A 22772-nucleotide genomic window follows, 5' to 3' on the forward strand; every position below is an offset into this window, starting at 1 on the left:
TTCGCTATGAACAGGCACGACCTGCTGTTTTTGAAGGATTAGGAATGGCTAACCTGCGAATGATCGCCCGCATTTCTGTCGCCGTTTGCATTGCCGGTCTGGTTGTGACCGGCTGCGGCCGCAAGGGCAACCTGGACAAGCCGAGTACGCCTGTTGAGCAGCAGAACCTGCGTAAAACCGGCAAGGAACAGGCGAAAGAGCCCGTTGCCGACAAGCCATTCCTTCTCGATCCGCTCCTTTAATTTTTCGGTTTTTCATCCGTGAACCATTTCCAGTATATCGACGGCGTCTTGCACGCTGAAAACGTGCCTATTCCTGAAATTGCAAAGGCGGTCGGAACGCCTTTCTATTGCTATTCCACGGCAACGCTGGAGCGTCACTACAAGGTGTTCTCGCAAGCCTTTGCCGATGTGGATGCCATGGTGTGCTACGCCATGAAGGCCAATTCCAACCAGGCTGTGCTGAAAACGCTGGGGCGCTTGGGTGCAGGTGTGGACGTGGTTTCGGGCGGTGAACTTCGCCGGGCGTTGGCAGCAGGCATACCCGCCAACCGCATCATGTTTTCGGGCGTTGGCAAGACGGCTGCGGAAATGGATCTGGCCCTCGACGCCGGCATCTACTGTTTCAACGTCGAATCCGAGCCCGAGCTTGAAGTTTTGAATGCCCGTGCCGTGAAAATGGGCCGCAAGGCGCATGTCTCCTTCCGCATCAATCCGGATGTCGATGCACGCACCCATGCGAAGATTTCGACCGGCAAGAAAGAAAACAAGTTCGGTATTTCCTATCAACGTGCGCGTGATGTGTATGCCCATGCGGCGACATTGGAAGGCATCGAAGTTACCGGTATCGATATGCATATCGGCAGCCAGATCATCGATTTGCAGCCATTCGAGGATGCATTCCGTCTGCTGCGGGAACTGGTTGAAACCTTGAGGCAGGATGGTCACCGCATCGAGCATGTCGATATTGGCGGCGGCCTTGGCATTCCTTATCGCGAAGATAACCAGCCGCCGCCGCTGCCAGATGCCTATGCCGACATCGTCAAGGCGCAGTTGAGAAGCCTCAATTGCAAGATCGTCACTGAACCGGGCCGCCTGATTGTCGGCAACGCCGGGATTCTGGTGACGGAAGTGATCTACGTAAAGGATGCCGGTGAGAAGCACTTCGTCATCGTCGATGGCGCGATGAACGATCTCATTCGCCCGACGCTCTACGAAGCCTATCACAGCGTCCGTCCCGTCCTTCTGGCGCCGACAGATGCGGAGCGCATCAAGGGCGATATCGTCGGCCCGGTGTGCGAAACGGGTGATTATCTGGCGCTTGACCGCGAAATGGCACGGCCTGAACCGGGCGACCTGCTGGCCGTGAGTTCCGCTGGTGCCTATGGCGCGGTACAATCCGGCACATACAACAGCAGGCTTCTCATCCCGGAAGTGCTGGTGAACGGTGACAAGTTCCATGTGGTGCGCCCACGCCGCACCTATGAGGAATTGATCAGTCTCGATAGCGTGCCTGCCTGGCTCTCCTGACGGTTTCGTTCACTTTTTGGAGAATAAGGGGGAAAGAGGCTGGAAAGCACTGGCATCCCCTCGTCTTCGCCACAAAGCTTGGTATCTTTGCTGTTACGTCGCGCAAGGTGTACATGCGCCTTGCGGTCAAGACGCCGGTTGACGCCGCCGCGAACAGGAGACGGACCGCATGAGCTTTCCGCGCAAAGGTGCCACAGATTTGGCCCCTGACTTGGTCCGCCGCATCGCCGCCAAGCGGTGGATGGCGCGCTTCGTTCTGTTTGCGGAACAGCTTCTGCCGCAGCTTCTTCTGCCCGCCTCTCTCATTGCCCTGTTCCTGGCCACTGCATGGTTTGGCCTGTTTCGCCACATGCCGGACCTTTTGCGCTGGGCCGTCGTCTTCCTCTTCCTGTTTGCTTTTTTAAGCTCCCTTCTTTCGCTTGCACGTCTGCGCTGGCCAGCGATTGCCGAGGCGGATCAGTTCCTCGAACGGCGCAATGGCTTGCGTCACCAGCCCTTGGCGGCGCAGGCGGATGAGCCAGCCTTCGATACGCCCTTCGCCAGAGCCCTTTGGAAAGAACACCAGACGCGAATGGCGGAACGGATTGCGCGGCTGGATGCTGGCCTGCCGCAGCCGGATATCGCTAAGCACGACCGCTTCGGTCTGCGTGCTCTTCCAGCCCTCCTCGTCGTGATTGCTTTTGCCTTCTCCTATTCCAACGGCGGCGGCTTCCTCAGCGATGTGGTGAGCCCGGCCAAACCGGCAGGCGAGGCCAACCCGGATCTGCGCATCGATGCCTGGGTCACCCCACCATCCTATACGGGCCGAGCACCGATCTTCTTGACCGGCGCGCAGGCAGGCGCGATGGACAAGGTTCAGATCCCGCAGTTCTCTCAGTTGACCGTTCGCGTTACGGGCGAAGGTTCGGAAAGCGTGAAGTTCCTTCCTGCCGAGGGCGGGCCTGAGCGCGTGGTTCCCTTGCAGGATGAACCCAACAAGCCGGAGACAGCGCAGGAGCAGCAGAAGCCAGCGGCACTCCCCTCCTCCACCGCGCCTCGCACCTATACCCTGAAAATTGCCGAAAGCGGCGATCTGGCCGTCAATGGCCAGCAATGGCTGTTCGATGTGATTGCGGACCGTGCGCCTGAAATCTCCTTCGACAAACAGCCGCGCCGCGCGGTGAACGGGGCCTTGGAAATCGCAGTGCTTGCCAAGGATGACTACGGGATTACCAAGGCTGAGGCCCTGATCGAACCCGTCGATCCGCCTGCCGTGGATGCCAAACCCTTGTTTCCGCCACCGGAGTTCCGGCTGAATCTTCCGCGTCGCGGCACGGAAAAGGAAGTGCGCGGCACGACCAGCCGCGATCTGACAGAGCACCCGCTGGCGGGAAAACGCGTGCGTATTACGCTCGTCGCAACCGACGGCGCAGGTCAGGAAGGCCGCAGTGCGCCCGTCGAAATGACGCTTCCGGCCCGTCGCTTCAATGATCCGCTGGCAGCCGCCGTGGCTGAACAAAGGCAGGTCTTCGCGCTTGATACACGCCAGATCAAGCGCTCAATCGCACTCAATCAGGCATTGGAGCTTCGCCCGGAAGAGACTATCCCCAACCTCAGCCATTATCTGTTGATCCGCTCCGCACTTGGCCGCATGAAGCAGGCGAGAACTGAAGAGCAGTTCAAGGATACAGCGTCCTATCTCTGGGAAATCGCTCTTGGTATTGAGGATGGAGACCTGTCACAGGCGCAAAAGCGTCTGCGGGATGCACAGCAAGCTTTGTCTGATGCACTGGAGAACAACGCTTCCGAAGAGGAAATTGCCAAGCTGATGCAGGAATTGCGCCAGGCCATGCAGAACCTCATGAGCGAGATGGCACAGCGCATGCAGAACATGCCGCAGTCTCAGCAAAGTATGCAGGCGCAGAATGTTATTCGCCAACGCGACCTGCAAAACATGATGGACCAGATCGAGAACCTGGCACGCTCCGGCAACCGCGATGCTGCCCAACAGATGCTGTCCGAACTACAACGCATGATGAACAACCTTCAGGCAGGGCGTATGCAGCGCCCTCAACAGGGCCAGCAACAAAATAGCCCGATGCGTGACCAGATCGACAAGCTGGGCGAGATCATGCAGGAGCAACAGCGCCTGATGGATCAAACCCATCGGTTGAACGAAGCCCTGCGCGACCGCATGCAACGCGGCACGGACCAGCCCTATGATCAAGGCCAGAACCAGCAGCAGGGTGAACAGCAGCAAGGCCAGCAGCAGCAGGGCCAGCAGCAACAGCAAGGTCAAAACGGGCAGCAATCGCTGAACCAGATGACTGAGCAGCAATTGCGCGATGCTCTGAAACAATTGCAGGCACAGCAGCAGGGCTTGGGCCAGAAACTGGAACAGTTGCAAAAGGGCTTGAAAGACCTCGGCATGGACCCAGGCAAAAGCTTTGGGGAAGCTCAGAAGGAAATGGGCAATGCCGGCAAAGCGCTTGGTCAAGGTCAGGGAGATCAGGCCGTCGAGGGACAAGGCAATGCCCTCAACGCCCTTCGTCAAGGCGCGCAAAACATGATGCAGCAGATGATGCAGGCCATGCGCGGGCAGCAGGGCCCAGGTCAGGAACAGGGGGAAGGCATGGCCGGACAAGGCAACCAGACCCGTCGCGATCCATTGGGCCGTGAGACCGGCAACGCCGATGGCCTGCCGGATTCGCGATTGAAGATACCGAACGAGATCGATGCGCAGGCGGCTCGGCGCATTCTGGATGCAATCCGCGAGAAACTGAACGATTCCATCCAAGGCACGATGGGCAGCCCGCTTCTTAACGATATGGAGCGCCGATATCTCGAGCGCCTGCTCGAAACTCGCTGAATTGTTTCCCGCAAAAAGCAAAAGCCCCGGATGATGCGGCAACATCATCCGGGGCTTTTTATTGTGCGTTGATCGATCAGGCGGCTTTTGGTGCGCTGGCCAGAGCCTGCGCCACCGCGCGGCGGATATCCGGCAGCGCGAAAGGCTTGTCCACCACATCGATAATTTTCGCCATCAGATCGTCAGCGCGCTCGCGCTGCTCGGCATAACCGGTCATCAGAAGGATCTTGAGGTGTGGAAACTGGTCGGCTGCCTTGTGCGCCAGCTCAATGCCATCCATCACCGGCATACGAATATCCGATAGAAGAAGATCGTATTCGGCCTCTTCCAGAAGCTGAAGACCCTCGGCACCATCAGCCGCTTCCTGCGTCTCATGCCCATCCAGCCGAAGCGCCCGTGCCACAAAGGAACGTAGCGAATCTTCATCTTCGGTGATCAGGATCTTGGCCATTGCTGTTGGTCTCCCGTGCATCAATTCGAGACCCAGATGACCTGTATTTCCTTTTCGAGGAGTAAATAAAAACATGAACGGGGCGCATATGGTTAACGCCCCGTGACTTTCTCACTGCAGCCTGGGCTGGGCTCGATCAGTCCGCGTCGCCCGTCACGACGCCAACAAATGGCAATTCGCGGAAGGCATAGGCCACATCCATGCCGTAGCCGACAACGAAATCGTCAGGGCATTCAAAGCCCACATAATCCGCTTCAAGTTCTTCCTGGCGCTTCACGCTCTTGTCGAGGAGAACAGCGATGGTTACGTTGCGTGCACCGCGTTCGAACAAAAGCTCCTTTGCAAAACGCAACGTGCGACCGGATTCCAGAATGTCGTCGATGAGAAGAACATCGCGATCCTTCACGTCGGAATCAATGTCCTTCACAATGCGCACACCTTGAGAGACAGTACCTGCACCGTAGCTGGAGAGAGTAATGAACTCCACTTCCGGCGCCAGACCCGTATCATGCAGCGCACGCAGCAAATCTGCCGCGAAGATGAAGGAGCCCTTCAGAATCGCAATGACCAGCAAATCCTTGGTTGGACCGGCAGCAATTTCCTGTGCCAAAACATGGTTGCGCTCGGCAATCTGCTCTGCGGTGAAAAGCGGCTCAATCACTTTGCCGCGAACGATGGGCATCAGCGTCTCCTGGGACTTGCTTGTGCTCTGATAAAGGCGGGCTAACGAAATAGCGGGGCCTTCAAAACGAAAATCGGAGCATACTTGACCTTCGCCAATCCTGCTCCGTTCTACTCGCACTACCACAATCAGGATGTTGTGGCACCCGTTTCCGTGAAGGAAAGCCGCAATTGTGGGCGTTTTCCACCAGGATGGGGAACTCGCGCGACGAAACCGCGGCTTTGATCCTGCCCAATTTGCGTGACAGGCGGATCAATGATCGTGCTAAAAACGATACGGTCATCGACGAGAAGCTCGGCGCGGATCGGGCTTACCTTCTGCGCAACGCCGGTTCTATTTTCAACAATGCCATTGATTTGGAGCACCGGCATGCCGCCCGCTTCCTGCGGAGCCAGTGTTACATGCGTAATATCCAATGTCTTGGGCGGCGCTTCATCGTTCGAGCGGATGAGGGAGAAGCCCCCTGAAAATCCGAAGACCATGACGAAAACGAAGGCCACGATGGCCGAAAAGAAATCGGCAGACATACGCATCAAGGAGGCTTCGAACCTCTCGACAAGGCCATGTTTAGGGATCTTGCCCGTCACGGGTGCCCTGGTTGGCCTCGGGGGCTGCTTGATCCGGTTGTCGTTCTCGAAACGTTGTGGTGCGCGGGAGGTCGGATCAATGGGAAGCGTCACGAAATGGGCATCTTCCACGGGCGTTTGCGAAAGACTGCGACGGGAGGGACGTGATCCCATGGCGTCCGGCGGCAGGATGTCGTAACCGGCATCAGGCTTGGTGCGCCGCTGGCGAAATGCGTTCATGGCTCTCTCCCCGCCCTTCTTCACCGGATCGGCAAATCGGGGGCATTGAAACGAATCCCGCTCAGTCGTAAATTTATATGGTTAATGTTTTGCAAACACTGCATGGAACACAGGCATTCGCGGCGCGGATTCAGTTTCCGTCAACTCTTGCCGTTTACGAACACCTACCGAACCAAGATCCACTGAACTGGATGACGCATTGATTCATTTTGAAAATGTCGGCCTGCGTTATGGCATGGGGCCTGAAATCCTGAGGGACCTGACCTTCGATATTCCCAGCCGCTCCTTTCAGTTCCTCACCGGCCCGTCGGGCGCAGGCAAGACTACGCTTTTGCGCCTTCTCTTCATGTCGTTGCAGCCAACCCGTGGCCTGATCCGCATGTTCGACCGGGATATTTCGCAGATCCCACGCGGCGAACTGCCCATGCTTCGTCGCCGTGTCGGCATTGTCTTCCAGGATTTCCGCCTGCTGGAACATTTGACGACCTATGAGAATGTTGCCCTTCCCTTGCGGGTGCGCGGCAAGGAGGAATCATCCTATCGCAACGATGTGATCGAGCTTTTGAAATGGGTGGGCCTCGGCGAACGGATCAATGTGTTACCTCCCGTACTTTCGGGCGGTGAGAAGCAGCGCGCAGCCATCGCTCGCGCGCTCATGGACAGGCCGGAAATTTTGCTGGCGGATGAGCCGACCGGAAACGTGGACCCGCCAATGGCGAAACGATTGCTGAACCTATTCATGGAACTCAACCGGCTGGGAACGGCTGTCGTAATCGCGACCCATGATCTGGCATTGATGGATCAGGTGGATGCGAGGCGAATGATTTTGACCGAAGGGCGGCTTGATATCTATGAGTGAGATCAAGCGTTCCACCCGCAAATCCCTGACAAAATCCACGCCTCCCAAACAGCCGGTGGAGGCAAAGACGGGCGAGCCGCGCCGCACGGAAATGCGCGTGCGGCCAACAGGGCCTATCCTGCCTCCATCCAATATTCAGGGCAATGCCTTGATGGTTGTCATTGCCATCATGTCATTTCTCGCCTGCCTCACGCTTGGCGCAGTCAGCATGGTGCGCGCCACGGCATCCAGCTGGGAAAGCCAGATTTCCCGCGAGGTAACCATTCAGGTCAAGCCGCAGGATGGCTTGGATATGGATGCCACTTTGCGCAAGGCGCGTGATCTGGCTCTAACCTTCGTTGGCACCAAGCAGGGCACCATCATGGATGATGCGGCGACAGCACGCTTGCTGGAACCTTGGCTGGGTGCAGGGCTGGACCTGAAAGAACTTCCCGTCCCCCGATTGGTGATCATCACTATTGATGAAAGCAATCCGCCTGATTTTACGGCCATGCGTGAACTGCTCCGCTCCGAAGTGCCGCAAGCTATTCTGGATGATCACCGCACTTGGGTGGATCGGCTTGTTTCCATGGCGCACACCACGGTCCTGATCGGCATGAGTATTCTCATCCTGGTGTTCACCGCCATGATTCTGACTGTGATCTTCGCTACGCGCGGTGCGCTTTCCGGTAACCGTCATATTGTGGAAGTGCTTCACTTCGTTGGTGCAGAAAGCGGTTTCGTCGCCACCGAGTTTCAAAAGCACTTCCTGAAAATCAGCTTGAAGGGATCAGCGACAGGGGGCGCCCTGGCCGCTTTGCTGTTCGCCTCCGCCAGCCTTTGGCAAAGCAATTCGCTGGCCACGCCGCAAAGCGATCAGGCCACGGCCCTTTTTGGGACTTTCACCATAGGTTTCGGAGGCTATCTCGGTATCCTGGCCACCATGATTGTAATTGCGCTGCTGACAACCCTGACCGCTCGCTTCACCGTGATGCGGACCATTGATGAAATCGACCTTATCCGCTCCGACCCGGCGCGGTCGGATGGTGTGCCCAGTTCCTGATAGGGAGAGGTCTGTTCACTGCTCCCAAGTCAGGCTATGGACATATGAAGAGAATCGCACTCCACATCAAAGAGTGACGATGGAACGGTGGAAGCAATTTCAACATTCTCCAGACGTTGTAATGCGGATAGTGGCAGATGATATCGCTTCAGCCGACACAAAAGGGGTGGTTTCGCCGCAAGGGCCCCTTGCGGCGCGCGCTTCGCTACATCGGCGTGTCGCTTATCCTTCTGATGGCTCTGCTGTTCGGCGGTTTCCTCTGGTTTGCCGATGCCGTTACCTCCTTGAAAGCGCCCGATGGCGTAAAAGCAGATGCCATTGTTGTATTGACCGGCGGTTATCAGCGCATAGATCAGGCAATCGGCCTTCTGCGGGATGGCGCGGGCCAAAGACTTTTGATTTCTGGCGCACATCCTTCCGCCTCGCCCGGCTCCATTCGCCGGGCAACGCAGGCATCTCCTGATCTTTTCAGATGCTGCGTTGATATTGGCTACGAGGCAATCGATACAATCGGCAATGCCAACGAGATCACGCGCTGGATCAGCGACCACAATTACAAGACCGTTCTCGTCGTCACCAACAATTACCATATGCCGCGAAGCCTGCTGGAACTGCGGCGTCGCGACCACCGAACCGACTTCATACCCTACCCTGTCATCAACTCCGATCTGTCGAGAAAAGCCTGGTTCATAGAGCCGGATGTATTACGGCTGATGCTTGCTGAATATGCGAAGATGGCGGCTGCCAGCCTGAGGGCCGTCATCGGCTACAGTCAGGGAGATGGATTGAGATCTGAAGAGCAGATTGAAAGCGAAAGCACGCATCCAAAACGCTGAACGGCTTTCGCTAGTCCATGCGATGGTGTAGGGACCGGAAATCCCGCCTTTTCGGATTGGTCCTGATGCTGGCTCTACGCTCGACTCTTTTCAATGTTGCCTTTTACGCCAACCTGATCCTTCGCATGATCGTGTTGACGCCCTATTATTTCCTGGTGCCACGCAAAAAGGCCTACTCCGTGCCGAGAGCTTGGGCGCGATCGAACCATTGGCTGATGGAAAAGATTGTCGGCACCACCTTTGAGATTGAGGGACTGGAAAACATCCCGAAAACCGGCTGTATCTTCGCGCCAAAACACCAGTCATTCTGGGACACTTACGCCCTGCTGCCGTGGATGGAAGACCCGGTCTATATTCTCAAGCGCGAACTGACCTGGATTCCCCTCTTCGGCTGGTACATCAAGAAGCAACGCATGATCCCCGTGGATCGCGGTGCGCGTGGCAGGGTCATGGTCGATGTCATGAAGCGCACCAAGGCCGAGATGGAAAATGGCCGCCAGTTGATCATCTATCCCGAAGGCACGCGCCGCCAACCGGGCGATGAGCCGCATTATCGCTATGGTATTGCACGCATCTACCGCGACGTTCAGGTGCCCGTCGTTCCCATTGCCATGCATCCCGGCCTCTTCTGGCCGCGCCGTAGCACGATGCGCTATCCCGGCCATTTCAAGGTCAAAATTCTTCCCGCCATCCAGCCGGGCATGGACCCGGATGCCTTTTACGAGCACCTGATCGAGGTTCTGGAAAAAGCAAGCGACGAGCTTTTGCTCGAGGCGGCGGCGACAAATCCAGATCTGCCATTGCCTCCCACGGCCCAGAAAAGGATCGCTGAACTCAAGCAGGTTGAGCGGCAGGCTTAATTTCCTGAGCTCACTTTTGCAGCAACGCTTTCCAGCCAGAGATCACGAATACCGAGTTCGCGCAGATGCGCGACCGTATTCACCACGTATCCATCGTTGGGGCCGGATTGGCCCACAGCGGTGCGTACGATGGCTGCAGCCTCATCGGTGTCCAAAGCACCAGCATATTGCTCATGCGCGCGATCCACGACATAGCCTGTCGCCTTGACCTGACGTCCATTTTCCAACAGCAGCGAAAGTTGACGTTCAAGATAAACGTTCGTCGGAAGCTCTCTCTCCCGAAGATAGTCCAACACGCGCGGCCAGTCATCGCTGCTGACGCGGAAAGCCACCCCACGGCAGGAACCGCCGCGATCCAGCCCTAAAACCAGCCCCGGACTTTCTGGTGTACCGCGATGAACGACAGAGCGGATACACAACGAGCGGCGATATCCGAATGTCTTGGCCGCCATTCGCTCTTGAAACGCAAAGCCCGGGTTCCACATCAGGGAGCCGTAGCCAAAGACCCAAAATTCGTCCATATCGCACGCCAAATCATACATAAAACCGCAAAGCACCATTGGAGATCATCATGGCAGCGTCAAGCCGAAGTGGCGTGAGTTCAAAGGTTTGGGCCCTCGCCGCCGGCATCGTCCTCGTCATCGGTCTCTATACCGCTGGCTGGTTCTATGCAGCCTCCGTCCTGAAAGAAAAAACACTTGCGCTTCTGGGAGCGCAAAAACAGCACGGCGTGACCGCCGAATGCCATGATGCGGAATATCGGGGCTACCCCTTCCGCATCGGCCTATTCTGCTCAAAAGTCACCATTGATGACAGCGCCAATGGCGTTTCTGCAAGCTTCGGCGCCTTGCGCTCCGCGGCACCGGTTTACCAGCCCAGCCACATTGTTTGGGAACTGGATGGACCGGCCGAAACCCGCACAAGCACTGGCATCACGGCATCCTCTACCTGGAACGCCTTGCAATCCAGCCTCGTCACCAGCCTACGTTCTTTAGATCGCAGTTCCACGGTGATTGAGGGCCTCTCAACCAGCATCATCTCTTCTCAGACCAATCAGGCCTTCGATGTGAAGATCGGCCATACCGAGGCTCACCTTCGCCAGAACGGTAACGATCTCGATGCCGCCCTGACCTTGAAGGATACGGATATTGTTCAGAAGGGCGTGCCGCAGTTGATGCCGCGCTTCACAGCAACAGGCGATGTAACCCTTGCGGGAAAGGCAGCCCTTCTCGCCGGTCAGGATACAGGCCGCGGCCTTTACGGCTCCGAAGGTGAGATGCGCAAGCTAGCGCTCGACCTCGGCAATGGCCAAGTCGTCAACTTGACTGGACCCTTCTCAATTGATGATGAGGGCCGCATTTCCGGCAAGCTGCGCATCGAGGTGGAGAAAATTGGCGCTTGGCGCGACCAGTTGAAGAATTCCATGCCGCAACTGGCAAAGAGCATCGATACGGGTTCAAAAATGCTCTTTGCCCTCACCGGCGGCGGTGATCGTGCGACGCTGGATCTCACCATCAATCGCGGCAAGATCCTGATCGGCGGCTTCATTGCCGTTGGCGAAATTCCGCCGATCTGATCGAAAGGATTACTTGTCGAGCGCGTGACGACCGAAGTCAGGCGCATCGACATCTTGGCCCGCCTGCACAATCGAGCGGCGAATTGTGCGCGTGCGGGCAAATAGCTCGAATAATTTGTCGCCTTCGCCCCAGCGAATTGCACGCTGAAGATAGGCCAGATCTTCCGAAAAACGCGCCAGCATTTCCAGGATGGCATCCTTGTTGTGCAGGCACACATCCCGCCACATGGTGGGATCGGATGCCGCCAGACGGGTGAAATCGCGGAAGCCTGAAGCCGAATATTTGATCACTTCCGATTCCGTCACCGTCTCCAAGTCATCCGCCGTGCCAACGATGTTATAGGCGATGATGTGCGGCAGATGTGAAACGATGGCCAGCACCTTATCGTGATGCTGCGGGTCCATCTCATCGATCTTGGAACCGAGTGCGGTCCAGAAATCGCGCAACTTGCCAAGCGCTGTCTCGTCCGTTTCCGGCAGCGGCGTGAAAATGCACCACCGCCCACGGAAAAGCCCAGCAAAACCCGCATCCGGGCCAGATTTCTCCGTTCCCGCTAGCGGATGCCCGGGAATAAAGTGAACGCCCGCAGGCACATGCGGTGCCATTTGCGCAATGACCGAGGCCTTGGTGGAGCCAACATCGGTGAGGATCGCGCCGGGCTTCAGGTTGGGCGCGATTTGCTCCGCCACCGTGCCGGATGAACCAACCGGAACCGAGACGATGATGAGGTCGGCATCACGCACCGCCTCAGCGGCAGACACTGTGTATCGGTCTCCCAGCCCCAGTTCTTCCGCACGTTTCAGCGTTGCCTCACTGCGGGTGGAAATCACCAACTCGCCAGCCAGACCCAAGGCCTTGATGTCACGCGCGATGGATGAGCCAATCAAACCAATGCCGATCAGCGTGATGCGGTTAAACAGGATCGTGGTCATGCCTTGCCCATAAATTCCCGCAGAGCGGCTATCACACCAAGGTTCGCCTCTTGCGAACCGACGGTCATGCGAAGGGCATTGGGAAAGCCGTAGCCCTTTACCGCCCGCAAGATATAGCCACGGCTGGTGAGGAAATCATCGGCTTCGGGCGCACGCTTGCCTTCCGCATCCGGGAAGTGGATCAGCACGAAATTGGTGACAGAGGGCGTTACCTTAAGACCAAGTGCCTCGAAAGCCTCGGTCAGCTTCACCCGCCATTCGCTGTTATGCTCCACGGCCTTGGCAATGAAAGCCTGATCCCGAATGGCAGCACTACCCGCAGCGATCGCTGGCGCGTTGAGGTTAAAGGGGCCACGAACGCGGTTCAGGGCGTCCAGAATATCCGCCGGGCCATACATCCAGCCAATGCGAAGTGCCGCAAGCCCGTAAGCCTTCGAGAAGGTGCGGGACATCACAACGTTATGGCTGGAAGAGACCAATTCAATCCCGGCCTCAAAATCATGCGAGCGCACATATTCGGCATAGGCCGCATCCAGAACGAGGATCACATTCTTGGGCAAACCGGCATGCAGACGGCGAATTTCGGAGGCAGGCACATAGGTGCCGGTCGGATTGCCCGGATTGGCAATGAAAACAAGCTTTGTCTTGTCGGTCACAGCCGCCAGGATGGCATCCACATCGACGCGGCAATCCTTTTCCTTCACCGTCACGGGCGTCGCACCGGCACCCATGATCTGGATCTTGTAAACGAGGAAGCCGTGTTCCGTGATGATGGCTTCATCACCAGCGCCAAGATAGACGTGGCAGATCAGGCCCAAAAGCTCATCCGAGCCATTGCCGCAGATCAGGTTTGCGGGATTAAGACCATGGGTCTCCGCAATCGCCGTGCGCAATTGCATAGCCTGACCGTCAGGATAGATTTCCAGATGACCGGCGCATTGGCGGAAAGCATCCAGTGCCTTCGGGCTTGCACCAAGCGGCGTCTCGTTGGAAGAAAGCTTGAAGACACGGGCAACACCCGGCGCATGTTCCTTGCCCGGCACATAAGCTGCGATATCCATAATTCCGGGGCGGGGAACGGGCTTCAGCATGGCAGTATCCATAGGGCAAGAACCTTCGAACGATTGACCCATCGGCCATAATCCCGTCAGCCGCTTTTGTCGAGGGCAGAAGCCTTCAACTGCGGCTTCGTGTCGTCGGAACACCTTGTGCGCCAAGCACCGGAACAAAGACGCGCCGCGAGGCCCGCGCAGCAACCGGAAGCCCTTGATAAAGCCGCTTCTGCGCTTCCAAGATCAGCACGCCGGAAAAAGCGGGCCATAGCCTTCTGCCAATGCGCTCGAAACCATGCCGCAATTTCAGCATGGCCCGCACCTTGGACGGCGGGAAAAACAGGGCTTCGGCGCTGGCCGCTGGCGTGAAGTTGGTTTCCCGCAGCAGATTGGTCAATTGCCGCCGCGAATAGGGCCGACCGGAGCCGAAGGGCGTATGCTCCATGCGCGCCCACACGCCCTTGCGGTTCGGCACGACAATCACCAGACGCCCACCGGGCGCCAGCACCCGCCATAACTCCTTCAATGTTTCGCGAGGATTTTCCGCAAACTCCAGCGAATGCACCATCAGAACGCGATCTATGGAGGAATCCGGCAGCGGCAGTTCCTCGTCGAACACAAGGGCAGTGGTGGATTTCTCGCCCACCGGCCAGTTCACTGCTCCCTGCCCGGCAGGCATGAAGGCGAAGGTTCGCTCCGTATCCGCACGGAAGCGATCCAGATAAGGGACCGCATAGCCCAGGCCCACCAGCCGCTCATCCGGCAGACGCTCCCAGAGCGAACTCAAGGCCATGGCAATGGAGTGCTCGGCAAAATGCCCAAGCGGTGAGTGATAGAATTCGCGCAGGTCAACGATATCGGCGTGCATGACTACAAGCTAGGTTGGACTTCATGCGGTAGCAACCTACATTGTGCGTCAAAATGACAGAAGGACAGGTTGGGCGAATGAAACCTCTCGAAATCGAAGTCTTTATGTGCCGCAGCGATAATTATGGCGTACTGGTACACGACCCGGAAAGTGGGCTGACAGCCTCAATCGATGCTCCTGAAGAAGCCCCTATTCTGGAAGCCGCAAATCGACGTGGTTGGAAGATCACGCATATCTTCACAACCCACCACCACACAGACCATGTGGAAGCCAATCTTGCGCTGAAAGAAAAGTTTGGCTGCGAAATCATTGGTCCTGTGAATGAGGCAGTCGCCATCCCCGGCCTTGATCGTACAGTTGCCGATGGCGACGAATTTCTGTTTGGCGAACATCCCGTTCGCGTATTTGAGACCCCTGGCCATACGGCAGGCCACATCTGCTTCCATTTCGCGGAAGACAAGATCCTGTTTTCTGCCGATACGTTGTTTGCCTTGGGCTGCGGGCGCCTGTTTGAGCGGTCGGCGGCGGATATGTGGCACTCATTCCAGAAGCTGGCCGTGCTGCCGGATGAGACGGCCATCTACTTTGGCCATGAATATACGCAGTCCAACGCTCGCTTTGCGCTCAGTGTCGATGCTGGCAATGAGGTGCTGCAACGTCGCGCAAAACAAATCGACGAGCTTCGTGCCGAGGGCCGCTTCACTATCCCGACGATGATGGGACTGGAGAAGGAAACCAACCCTTTCCTGCGCGTAGCAGACCCAGATATCCGCCGCCATCTGGTGATGGAAGGCGCATCCAATGAGGATGTGTTTGGCGAGCTGCGCAAGCGCAAGGATAACTTCAAGTGACCGCGGAAGAGATTATCGCCAAGCTGAATTTGCAGCGCCACCCGGAAGGCGGGTGGTATGTCGAAACGTTTCGCGACAAGGCAGGCGGAGGACGCGGCCATTCAACTGCCATTTATTACCTGCTTGAACAGGGCGAAAGATCGCATTGGCATCGCGTGAAGGATGCGGTCGAGGTCTGGCATTTCTATGCGGGAACCCCACTCAAACTGCGCCTTGCGAAAGACGGCGAGGCCGCTCGGGACATCATCCTCGGAACAGATCTTGCAAAAGGTGAGCGACCGCAGGTGATCGTAGAGGCCAATGAGTGGCAATCGGCAGAACCGCTGGGCGCCTTTACCCTTGTCGGCTGCACGGTTTCTCCCGGCTTCCAATTCTCGTCCTTCGAAATGGCTGAACCCGGCTGGGAGCCCGGACGGTAATCAGCGAGACGGCTTGCGCCGGATCATATCTTTGGCGGCGAGCGCCGCACCGCCCGTGATCAACAGGCAGGCAAGGCCGATCCTGAGGCTCGGCTCGGCAAAACCAAACAGAACCAGGATCAAGGTCGAGAGCAAAGGCGCGGCATAGCTTGCCGCACCAAGGATCTGGATATCGCCGTTCTTCACGCCGTAATCCCAGGCATAGAATGCCGCACCGACGGGCAGCAGCCCAAGGCCGATCACCGCCGCCCATTCGCTTGCCCCTTCAGGCCAGATAGTCACCTCCAGTGCCAGATGGCAGATCAGCGAAAGAAGCGAGGTCCCAAGGCAAAAGCCGGTGACGACATCCGTAGACACCGCATCGAACCGGCGGGTCAGCAGTGAATAGCCCGACCAGGTGAAGGCACAGGCGAGTGCCGCCCCATACCCCACCAGATAAGATTGATCGAAATTCAAGCCCGCACGGGAAATGATGGCAAAGGTTCCGCAAAGGCCCGCCAGCGCGCCAGCAATGTGGAACCAGCGAAGACGTTCACCGGGCAGAAGTGCTGAACCGACAACAATCAAAAGCGGCCAAAGATAAGCAATCAGCCCCGCCTCGACCGCCGGCGCGTTTCGAAGTGCTGTGAAATAGAGAAAGTGATAGCCGAAGAGACCGCCGATGCCGATGATCCAAACCTTCGGCGGCTGGCGCAACAGGCGAAGTCGTTCCGGGCGCAATGCCAGCAGAATAAGGCCGGGAAGACTGCCAATTGCGAAGGTTACAGCGGAAAGCTGAAAGGGCGGCATCTTGCCGGAGGCCGCTGTCATCAGCGCAAGCAAAGACCACATCAAAATGGCTGTGAAGCCAATCAGCGTTCCCCGAACTTTCACGTTTGCTTTCCCCTCAGCCACCATACTTGACAGCGGTGACATACACGTCGCCAACCCGGGTGGGAATACGGGCATAGACAGGAGCGTAGACATTGGCGCCTTCCGCCTTGGCGAACCAGACTTCCATGCGCTGTTTTTTCAGAAATTCAATGTCACTACGCCCCTTCTTGTAGCCGGATTTCGGCTCGTAGCGAACCTCGCAAACAATCGTATCACCCTTGAAGCCATCCGTGGAGAAAGGCTTGCTGCCCTTGGCCGACAGCACCAGATCAAGCCGCGACTCGCCATCATAGATCGGCAGGCGCGTTGGGCAGACCTGCGATCCTTCGGGGAAAATCAGGCCCGATAACGGGTCCATCACTGAGCGCAGATCACCCGGCGACACCGGCACCCAGCTTGCCGGTCTCGTTCCCGGCTCTGGTTTGATCGTGGTTGAAACCACGCTGCCGCCGCGATAGCTCACATCATAGACGCGGGTTTTCTTGCCCTGCGTATACACCAGCGAATAGCTGTTGGTTTGCAGGCGCTTGCCCGAGACCGCGCCAGAGACCTTGGTATCGGCAGACACGCGCGTGAAGAGATTGACAAGGCCGGAGGACTTGAAGGAGCCGGCAATCGTGTAGCTTCCGCCGTTGAATTCGCTAGCGAAAGAGGCTCGCGCGATAGGCAAAAGGCCAAGCGAAATATCGTATTCACTGACATGGCGAATACTGGCCGGGATGGCCGGAGTAACGGCAAGCCCGAGTGCGATGGGGGTGGCGGCAAGAAGCAAGCGGCTTCTCTTGAGCATGGCGTTATCCTGTTGGATGAAGGTTTCCGGTACTTTATAACGAGCGCACTGTGGCAACAAAATAGCGGCGGCGCCTCCCATAGCAGTGGTTTTTCGAGTCTTTCAGCCATGTTTGGCTTGACGCGGGCTGTCCCACTGACTATAGAACCGCAACTTTCCAATCAGGACCAGTTGGATCGGCAGGCCGGACTTTGTCCGAAACCCCATTCGATTGCAGAGAAGAACAAAGGTGTACCCATGTCCCGTGTTTGCGAATTGACCGGTAAGGGCGTCCAGTCGGGCAACAATGTCAGCCACGCCAACAACAAGACGAAGCGTCGGTTCCTCCCGAACCTGTGCCACGTTACGCTGATTTCCGATGCTCTCGGCCAGCGTTACCGTCTGCGCGTTTCCGCGCATGCCCTGCGCTCTGTTGAGCACCGTGGCGGCCTTGATGCTTTCCTTCTGAAGGCCAGCGAAGGCGAACTCTCCATGCGCGCTCGTCTGCTGCGCCGCCAGATCGTGAAGAAGACGGCTGAAGCCGCTTAATCTTTACGTCGCATTCGGAATTCTGATAAGGCTTGGCGGATAAAACCGTTCAAGCCTTTTCTATTGGTTATCCTCTAGCTGGTGGCATCACCCAGGGTAAAAAAATGCAGTACCTTCGCGCGACCTTTATTTACATTTCGCTGATGACGCTGGTTGTCGTTTCGTCGAACTTCCTCGTGCAGTTCCCGATTCCGGGCACTTTGTTCGGCATCAACCTGAGTGACCTGCTAACCTGGGGTGCCTTCACCTATCCGGCAGCGTTCCTGGTGACCGATCTCACGAACCGCCAGTTTGGCCCGCATATTGCGCGGCGCGTGGTGTTTGCGGGCTTCGTCGTCGGCGTTACACTCTCGATCTTTACATCGCTGCCCCGCATTGCCATGGCATCCGGCACGGCCTTTCTGGTTGGGCAGCTGTTGGATATATCGGTGTTCAACAGGCTCCGCCGTCAAACTTGGTGGCAGGCACCTTTGGCTGGCTCCATGTTGGGCTCGGCGCTGGATACGCTGCTGTTCTTCTCGCTTTCCTTCGCGCCTGCCTTTGCCTTCCTTGGCGGCAATGATGATTTTGCCATAGGCTCCGCACCCATTCTCGGTATCTTCGCAACAGAAGCACCACGCTGGATTTCCTGGGCCGTGGGCGATTTCGCGGTCAAATTGATCGTGGGCCTCGTGATGCTTCTGCCATACGGCGCGCTGATGAGCATTCTGAAGCCCATGCCACCCGCCAAGACGGCGTGAGCCATCAATCCACCACGCCTATAACGGGGTGAGCCAGAACCTGGCTCACCAATTCTACCACTGGCACAGCGCTGTCGAGCCGAAGAATAGGTGTTTGCTGTTTGGCAAGCCATGCCTCATGCAGGGCGCGGCTTCTCTGTTCAGGTCCGGCAGTGTCATAGGCGGCCGCCCAAGCCAGAAATTCCGCACTGATCTCAACCATGTCGCCGCCGGGCAGAATGCGCGCGCCATAGCGCTTGGCCTCCCTCTGCCGGATTCTTTCCATGCGGATGTCAGGATCGAGTGTGAGGAATACGATCAAATCGTAGTGCGACTCAAGAAACTCGCCCCACTTCATGGCTGAACCGGAAAGAACCCAGCTGTCGTCGGGCTTCGCCTTCCTTTTAAGCAGTGCAATACGCTCCGCCACCTCCCGCCTCTCCTGAAAAGGGGGATCGGTCGGCTTCCAGAAGAAGTGATCACTATCGAAGTGCGGAATATGCAGCTTGCGGCTCAGGGCCTCGCCGAGGGTGGTCGTGCCAGATCCACTTGCGCCGGTGATATGAATTCGCATCTGTCCCTCAATCAGTTTGCCGGAACTTCAGCTTCACACGCAGTTCCCCGAGTCGAAAGTTTACTCGCTCTTATGCGCATCCACGGAAAAAATCCCTCACATCTTGCAGTGGATGCCACAACCAATGCGACGTAACGTGGTTGTGGGACCGGCTTGAACGGGTCTGTCCTGGGGCCTAGAAAACCCCTCACGTGACGGCTGGCATCCACCGCATGAGATGCCCCCTCGGCCATTCTAGAGTGGCTGAGTGCTTGTGATTGCCCTATAAGGCTCTCCTACCCTCTATGGCTGGGGAGGCCCCGACGCATGTTCAAGGTGCTTGCACCTAAAGGTCGGGGCGGTCGTTTACGTGCGATTTTTCTACTCCCCGGCCGCCAGGGGCCTTATCCAAGCAACTGGCCTTTGGCGCGCCAAACCCGTTCTTGAGTGTCGCATTCCGTAGTGATGGGCAGCGCCGGTTTCGGCTGTTGCGCATTCCCGTGCCGAATGCACTGACCGGGAGCCATAAGGGTCATGGATGACTACAATTTTCTTGCCGATCTGCTCGCGACCTTCCGTGCCTCACCGGATGCCATCAAGGCGCTTTTGGTGCTGGTGCCACCAGCATTTGCTCTCGCTGCCATCAAAATCCTTGTCGCCAGCAAGGATCGAAAGCACACCCTGCAGGGTATAGCGTCCGGCTATTTCAACGCGGAAAATTCCCGAACACGAAGCAAAGATTTGCGGGAGCTGGAAAAAGAACTCATGCCGCTATTCGATCAGCCGAAACTCCAGCATGAGGTTCCGTTGAAGGATCGAGTGATTATCATCGGAAACAAGGATGATATGCGGTAAGCCATCGGCACCCACCACAATGTCTATGCCTTCCATATTGTCGATCTGGAAACTGCCATCCGCCTCAATCTGCACCGGGCCATCGATGATCGCTCCGGGCTTGATGGAAGCGGCTTCGATCCGTCGAATGCGCATTCCGACACCGGCGAGAAAGTTGAACCGACGCTCTAGCAGCAACAAATCGCCATTGGCCAAAAAGGCACCATCTGTCACATCCCAAGGGTCATTCTTGCGAACCTTGAACTGACCTTTCAGCGGACCATCGAGAATGGCAGCGTAGAGATTGCCATTCGTATCCACGCTCTTTTCCGCAATCGTCAAGGCGCCACCCTTGAGGGGGCTCGTTTCGGGCGAAACCACAACCGTCTCCAGCCCACCATTGCCCCGCAACTCGTCCTTCGGGATCAGAATATCCAACCCCTCGATTGGCTTGGCCGTCTCAAAACCCGGATCTGGATAGACATCCACCCGATGAAGCCGCTCAAAGCTGACGAGGATTTGGCCACGGCGCAAAGCGAGGCTTTCCGCATCAATGGCCCCCTTCCAACGCGGCGTCTCGCCAGAGGCATCGCGCATGGGGGAAATCGTCAGGCCATGCAGATTGGCCAGGCGTCCTTGCGCATCGCGCTCGATCTCGCCTGTCAGCCAGTGGCCGGTATCTAGTATGGATACGAAATGCACACCATCGGCGCGAAAGCGAATGCCGGACAGCGAGCCAAGAAGCGGCTCCTTTGAGGTGAATTCCAATCCGCCCACGAACTGCAACGTCCCGAAACGGCTCTCATCCGAACCTGACTTGAACGTATGAATCGGCAGAACCTGCACAGGCGCAGCAACACTCGTCTCAACCGCAGACGCCGGAACCGAAGCTCCGCATAGCCCGAGCGCAATAGTGAACCGAAAAATGCTGGTTTTGATGCTCATGCGGACCGATCAGCCCGCACGGCGCACACGGCCCTTGCCTGCGTTTTCATCAAACAGCGATGCCAGCTGTTCGGTCATGGCGCCAGCCAACTCGTCCGCATCCACGATTGTCACCGCACGCTGGTAATAGCGCGTCACATCATGGCCGATACCGATTGCCAGAAGCTCGACCGGCGATTTGGTTTCGATCTGCTCGATCACCGCCCGCAAATGCCGCTCAAGATAGTTGCCGGGATTGACCGAAAGCGTCGAATCATCCACCGGCGCGCCGTCGGAAATCATCATCATGATCTTGCGCTGCTCTGGCCGACCAATCAGGCGATTATGCGCCCACATCAGCGCTTCGCCGTCGATGTTTTCTTTCAGCAGGCCTTCGCGCATCATCAGGCCAAGGTTGCGGCGCGACCGCCGCCATGGCGCATCGGCAGATTTGTAGATGATGTGCCGCAGATCGTTGAGACGGCCCGGCATGGGTGGCTTGCCACTGGCCAGCCACTGCTCGCGGCTCTGCCCACCCTTCCAGGCCTTGGTCGTGAAGCCCAGAATTTCCACCTTCACGCCGCAGCGCTCCAACGTACGCGCCAGAATATCGGCGCAGGTTGCGGCAACCGTAATGGGCCGTCCGCGCATGGAGCCTGAATTATCGATGACCAGAGACACGACGGTATCGCGGAATTGCGTATCGCGCTCGCGCTTGAAGGAGAGCGGCTGCATGGGATCGATCACCAGACGCACGAGGCGAGCCGGGTCAAGATAGCCCTCTTCCAGATCGAAGTCCCAAGAGCGGTTCTGCTGCGCCATCAGGCGGCGTTGCAGCCGGTTTGCCAGCCGGCCCACCGCACCTTGCAAATGCGAAAGTTGCTTGTCGAGGAAGGCACGAAGGCGGTCAAGCTCTGCCTCGTCGCAGAGTTCTTCTGCCGTGATCTCCTCATCGAAGGCCTGGGTGAAGATGTTGTAATCCACCTTCTCGTTGAAGTCATCGAAGGGCAGATTGGGGCGGCGCGTTTCACCGGGGGTCTCGGATTGGTCGTCATCATCATCCGACATATCGTCATCGGAGATTTCCGCACCATCCATCTCGCCTTCGTCCAACTGCTCCTCAGCAGCCTGACTTTCCTCTGCCGGAGCGGCATCGGAGCCCGCATCTTCCTCGACTTCTTCGTTCTCGGTCTCGTTGCTGCGTGGCTGTTCGTCGTCGTTCTCGTTTTCGGCGTCTTCCGGTTCGTTCTCCTCGTCGCCGTAATCTTCCGCCATCTGCATGGAGGACAGCATATGGCGAACGAGCTTGCCGAAAGCCTGCTGATCCTCAACAACGCTTCTCAGGTTATCCAGGTCGCCGCCGATCTTTTCATCAAAGAAGGGACGCCAGAGATCGAGAACCTTGCCAGCACTGGCCGGTGGTGCAGTGCCTGTCAGCTTTTCGCGCACAAGCATGGCCATGGCCTCGCCAATCGGCGCATCTTCCTGCCGCTGCACGCCGGAAAAATTTGCCTTCGCATATTTTTCCGAGTTCATGCTGCTGATATTGGAAGCCACGCCGGACATGCGAAGAGAGCCGATCGATTCCACGCGCGCCTGCTCGACAGCGTCGAATACAGCGCGGGCATCGGTCCCCTGCGGGGACATGGCGGCATGAACATTCGTATCGTGGCAGGCAATGCGCAGCGCCATGGAATCGCCAAGCCCGCGAGTCACGGCCAGTTCATGGGCAGTCGGACGCTTGGAAATTTCCGGCAGGCGAATGCGCTCTCCCGCCATGCCTGGGCGCTCATTGGCAAAGGAAACCTCCACCTCCCCGTTTCCGGCGATGGAACGAACGCAGCCGGTTATAGCGCGGCGTAGTGGCTCGGTATCCACCGGACCACCACTTTTTGCCTGGGAATTATCGCCGCGGCCTGCCATGTTTTTCTACCTTGCT

Annotated in this window: 25 protein-coding genes; 13 read left to right on the plus strand and 12 right to left on the minus strand. The window is 57.4% G+C overall.

Going from position 1 to position 22772, the window contains the following annotated elements; translation table 11 throughout:
* The first annotated feature begins 44 nt into the window (after positions 1–44).
* The 3 genes from lptM (at position 45) to AC0JZ1_RS18455 (ending at position 4377) form a co-directional block, all read left to right on the plus strand.
* A complete protein-coding gene (gene lptM, locus AC0JZ1_RS18445; RefSeq protein WP_471883902.1) occupies positions 45–242 on the plus strand; it encodes an LPS translocon maturation chaperone LptM in 198 nt (65 codons plus the stop codon).
* Between the two features lie 18 nt (positions 243–260).
* Positions 261–1529 carry a diaminopimelate decarboxylase gene (lysA, locus tag AC0JZ1_RS18450; RefSeq protein ID WP_471883903.1) on the plus strand — a complete coding sequence of 423 codons (1269 nt, stop codon included), beginning with the start codon at positions 261–263 and terminating at the stop codon, positions 1527–1529.
* A 169-nt stretch (positions 1530–1698) separates the two neighbouring features.
* Positions 1699–4377 carry a TIGR02302 family protein gene (locus AC0JZ1_RS18455; protein ID WP_471883904.1) on the plus strand — a complete coding sequence of 893 codons (2679 nt, stop codon included), beginning with the start codon at positions 1699–1701 and terminating at the stop codon, positions 4375–4377.
* A 76-nt stretch (positions 4378–4453) separates the two neighbouring features.
* Here AC0JZ1_RS18455 and AC0JZ1_RS18460 read toward each other — a convergent pair whose 3' ends face one another.
* The 3 genes from AC0JZ1_RS18460 to AC0JZ1_RS18470 all read right to left on the minus strand — a co-directional run bounded on the left by AC0JZ1_RS18460 (position 4454) and on the right by AC0JZ1_RS18470 (position 6316).
* Positions 4454–4828 (minus strand): response regulator, encoded by a 375-nt coding sequence (locus AC0JZ1_RS18460; protein ID WP_471883905.1) that lies wholly within the window; start codon positions 4826–4828, stop codon positions 4454–4456.
* Positions 4829–4964: 136 nt separating this feature from the next.
* Complete coding sequence (gene hpt / locus AC0JZ1_RS18465) at positions 4965–5510, minus strand: hypoxanthine phosphoribosyltransferase (RefSeq protein WP_471883906.1); 546 nt, start codon at positions 5508–5510, stop codon at positions 4965–4967.
* 128 nt (positions 5511–5638) lie between these two features.
* Positions 5639–6316 carry a hypothetical protein gene (locus AC0JZ1_RS18470; protein ID WP_471883907.1) on the minus strand — a complete coding sequence of 226 codons (678 nt, stop codon included), beginning with the start codon at positions 6314–6316 and terminating at the stop codon, positions 5639–5641.
* Between the two features lie 199 nt (positions 6317–6515).
* Here AC0JZ1_RS18470 and ftsE point away from each other — a divergent pair, with 199 nt between their 5' ends.
* The 4 genes from ftsE (at position 6516) to AC0JZ1_RS18490 (ending at position 9913) form a co-directional block, all read left to right on the plus strand.
* Complete coding sequence (gene ftsE, locus AC0JZ1_RS18475) at positions 6516–7175, plus strand: cell division ATP-binding protein FtsE (RefSeq protein WP_471883908.1); 660 nt, start codon at positions 6516–6518, stop codon at positions 7173–7175.
* Between the two features lie 91 nt (positions 7176–7266).
* Positions 7267–8217: a cell division protein FtsX gene (locus AC0JZ1_RS18480; protein ID WP_471884179.1), complete on the plus strand. Its 951-nt coding sequence runs from the start codon at positions 7267–7269 to the stop codon at positions 8215–8217.
* 137 nt (positions 8218–8354) lie between these two features.
* The gene (locus tag AC0JZ1_RS18485; protein ID WP_471883909.1) at positions 8355–9053 is read left to right on the plus strand and encodes a YdcF family protein; all 699 of its coding nucleotides are present in this window, start codon (positions 8355–8357) and stop codon (positions 9051–9053) included.
* Positions 9054–9118: 65 nt separating this feature from the next.
* Positions 9119–9913: a lysophospholipid acyltransferase family protein gene (locus AC0JZ1_RS18490; protein ID WP_471883910.1), complete on the plus strand. Its 795-nt coding sequence runs from the start codon at positions 9119–9121 to the stop codon at positions 9911–9913.
* Here the strand turns inward: AC0JZ1_RS18490 and AC0JZ1_RS18495 are convergent.
* The gene (locus tag AC0JZ1_RS18495) at positions 9910–10434 is read right to left on the minus strand and encodes a gamma-glutamylcyclotransferase (protein ID WP_471883911.1); all 525 of its coding nucleotides are present in this window, start codon (positions 10432–10434) and stop codon (positions 9910–9912) included. The genes AC0JZ1_RS18490 and AC0JZ1_RS18495 overlap by 4 nt on opposite strands.
* Positions 10435–10484: 50 nt before the next feature.
* Here AC0JZ1_RS18495 and AC0JZ1_RS18500 point away from each other — a divergent pair, with 50 nt between their 5' ends.
* Entirely contained in the window at positions 10485–11489 is a 1005-nt protein-coding gene (locus AC0JZ1_RS18500; RefSeq protein WP_471883912.1) for a DUF2125 domain-containing protein, read from the plus strand.
* Between the two features lie 9 nt (positions 11490–11498).
* Here AC0JZ1_RS18500 and AC0JZ1_RS18505 read toward each other — a convergent pair whose 3' ends face one another.
* The 3 genes from AC0JZ1_RS18505 to AC0JZ1_RS18515 form a co-directional block, all read right to left on the minus strand.
* Positions 11499–12422, minus strand: coding sequence for a prephenate/arogenate dehydrogenase family protein (locus AC0JZ1_RS18505; protein WP_471883913.1), 924 nt, complete (start codon positions 12420–12422; stop codon positions 11499–11501).
* Positions 12419–13525, minus strand: a complete 1107-nt coding sequence (hisC, locus tag AC0JZ1_RS18510) for a histidinol-phosphate transaminase (RefSeq protein ID WP_471883914.1) — start codon at positions 13523–13525, stop codon at positions 12419–12421. Before hisC ends, AC0JZ1_RS18505 begins: the two co-directional genes overlap by 4 nt.
* Positions 13526–13598: 73 nt before the next feature.
* Positions 13599–14342, minus strand: coding sequence for a class I SAM-dependent methyltransferase (locus tag AC0JZ1_RS18515; protein ID WP_471883915.1), 744 nt, complete (start codon positions 14340–14342; stop codon positions 13599–13601).
* 77 nt (positions 14343–14419) lie between these two features.
* On the opposite strand from AC0JZ1_RS18515, the gene gloB reads away from it, so the two are divergent.
* On the plus strand, positions 14420–15193 hold the full coding sequence (gloB, locus tag AC0JZ1_RS18520) for a hydroxyacylglutathione hydrolase (protein ID WP_471883916.1): 774 nt from the start codon (positions 14420–14422) through the stop codon (positions 15191–15193).
* Positions 15190–15612, plus strand: coding sequence for a cupin domain-containing protein (locus AC0JZ1_RS18525; RefSeq protein WP_471883917.1), 423 nt, complete (start codon positions 15190–15192; stop codon positions 15610–15612). Before gloB ends, AC0JZ1_RS18525 begins: the two co-directional genes overlap by 4 nt.
* Here AC0JZ1_RS18525 and yddG read toward each other — a convergent pair whose 3' ends face one another.
* Both yddG and AC0JZ1_RS18535 read right to left on the minus strand, forming a co-directional pair.
* On the minus strand, positions 15613–16485 hold the full coding sequence (yddG, locus tag AC0JZ1_RS18530) for an aromatic amino acid exporter YddG (protein WP_471884180.1): 873 nt from the start codon (positions 16483–16485) through the stop codon (positions 15613–15615).
* A 13-nt stretch (positions 16486–16498) separates the two neighbouring features.
* Positions 16499–17275, minus strand: a complete 777-nt coding sequence (locus tag AC0JZ1_RS18535) for a DUF3108 domain-containing protein (RefSeq protein ID WP_471883918.1) — start codon at positions 17273–17275, stop codon at positions 16499–16501.
* Positions 17276–17512: 237 nt separating this feature from the next.
* Here AC0JZ1_RS18535 and rpmB point away from each other — a divergent pair, with 237 nt between their 5' ends.
* Positions 17513–17803: a 50S ribosomal protein L28 gene (gene rpmB, locus AC0JZ1_RS18540; protein WP_471883919.1), complete on the plus strand. Its 291-nt coding sequence runs from the start codon at positions 17513–17515 to the stop codon at positions 17801–17803.
* A 104-nt stretch (positions 17804–17907) separates the two neighbouring features.
* Positions 17908–18543, plus strand: coding sequence for a queuosine precursor transporter (locus AC0JZ1_RS18545; protein WP_471883920.1), 636 nt, complete (start codon positions 17908–17910; stop codon positions 18541–18543).
* A gap of 4 nt (positions 18544–18547) precedes the next feature.
* Here AC0JZ1_RS18545 and AC0JZ1_RS18550 read toward each other — a convergent pair whose 3' ends face one another.
* Positions 18548–19096, minus strand: coding sequence for an ATP-binding protein (locus AC0JZ1_RS18550; protein WP_471883921.1), 549 nt, complete (start codon positions 19094–19096; stop codon positions 18548–18550).
* A gap of 513 nt (positions 19097–19609) precedes the next feature.
* Between AC0JZ1_RS18550 and AC0JZ1_RS18555 the strand changes: the two genes are divergently transcribed.
* Entirely contained in the window at positions 19610–19930 is a 321-nt protein-coding gene (locus AC0JZ1_RS18555; protein ID WP_471883922.1) for a hypothetical protein, read from the plus strand.
* On the opposite strand, the gene AC0JZ1_RS18560 is transcribed toward AC0JZ1_RS18555, so the two are convergent.
* Together AC0JZ1_RS18560 and cobT are read right to left on the minus strand one after the other, a co-directional pair.
* Positions 19847–20854 carry an esterase-like activity of phytase family protein gene (locus AC0JZ1_RS18560; protein ID WP_471883923.1) on the minus strand — a complete coding sequence of 336 codons (1008 nt, stop codon included), beginning with the start codon at positions 20852–20854 and terminating at the stop codon, positions 19847–19849. The two genes, AC0JZ1_RS18555 and AC0JZ1_RS18560, sit on opposite strands and share 84 nt — an antisense overlap.
* A gap of 9 nt (positions 20855–20863) precedes the next feature.
* On the minus strand, positions 20864–22756 hold the full coding sequence (gene cobT, locus AC0JZ1_RS18565) for a cobaltochelatase subunit CobT (RefSeq protein ID WP_471883924.1): 1893 nt from the start codon (positions 22754–22756) through the stop codon (positions 20864–20866).
* Positions 22757–22772 lie beyond the last annotated feature (16 nt).

It is taken from the genome of Affinirhizobium capsici (genome assembly GCF_977018625.1).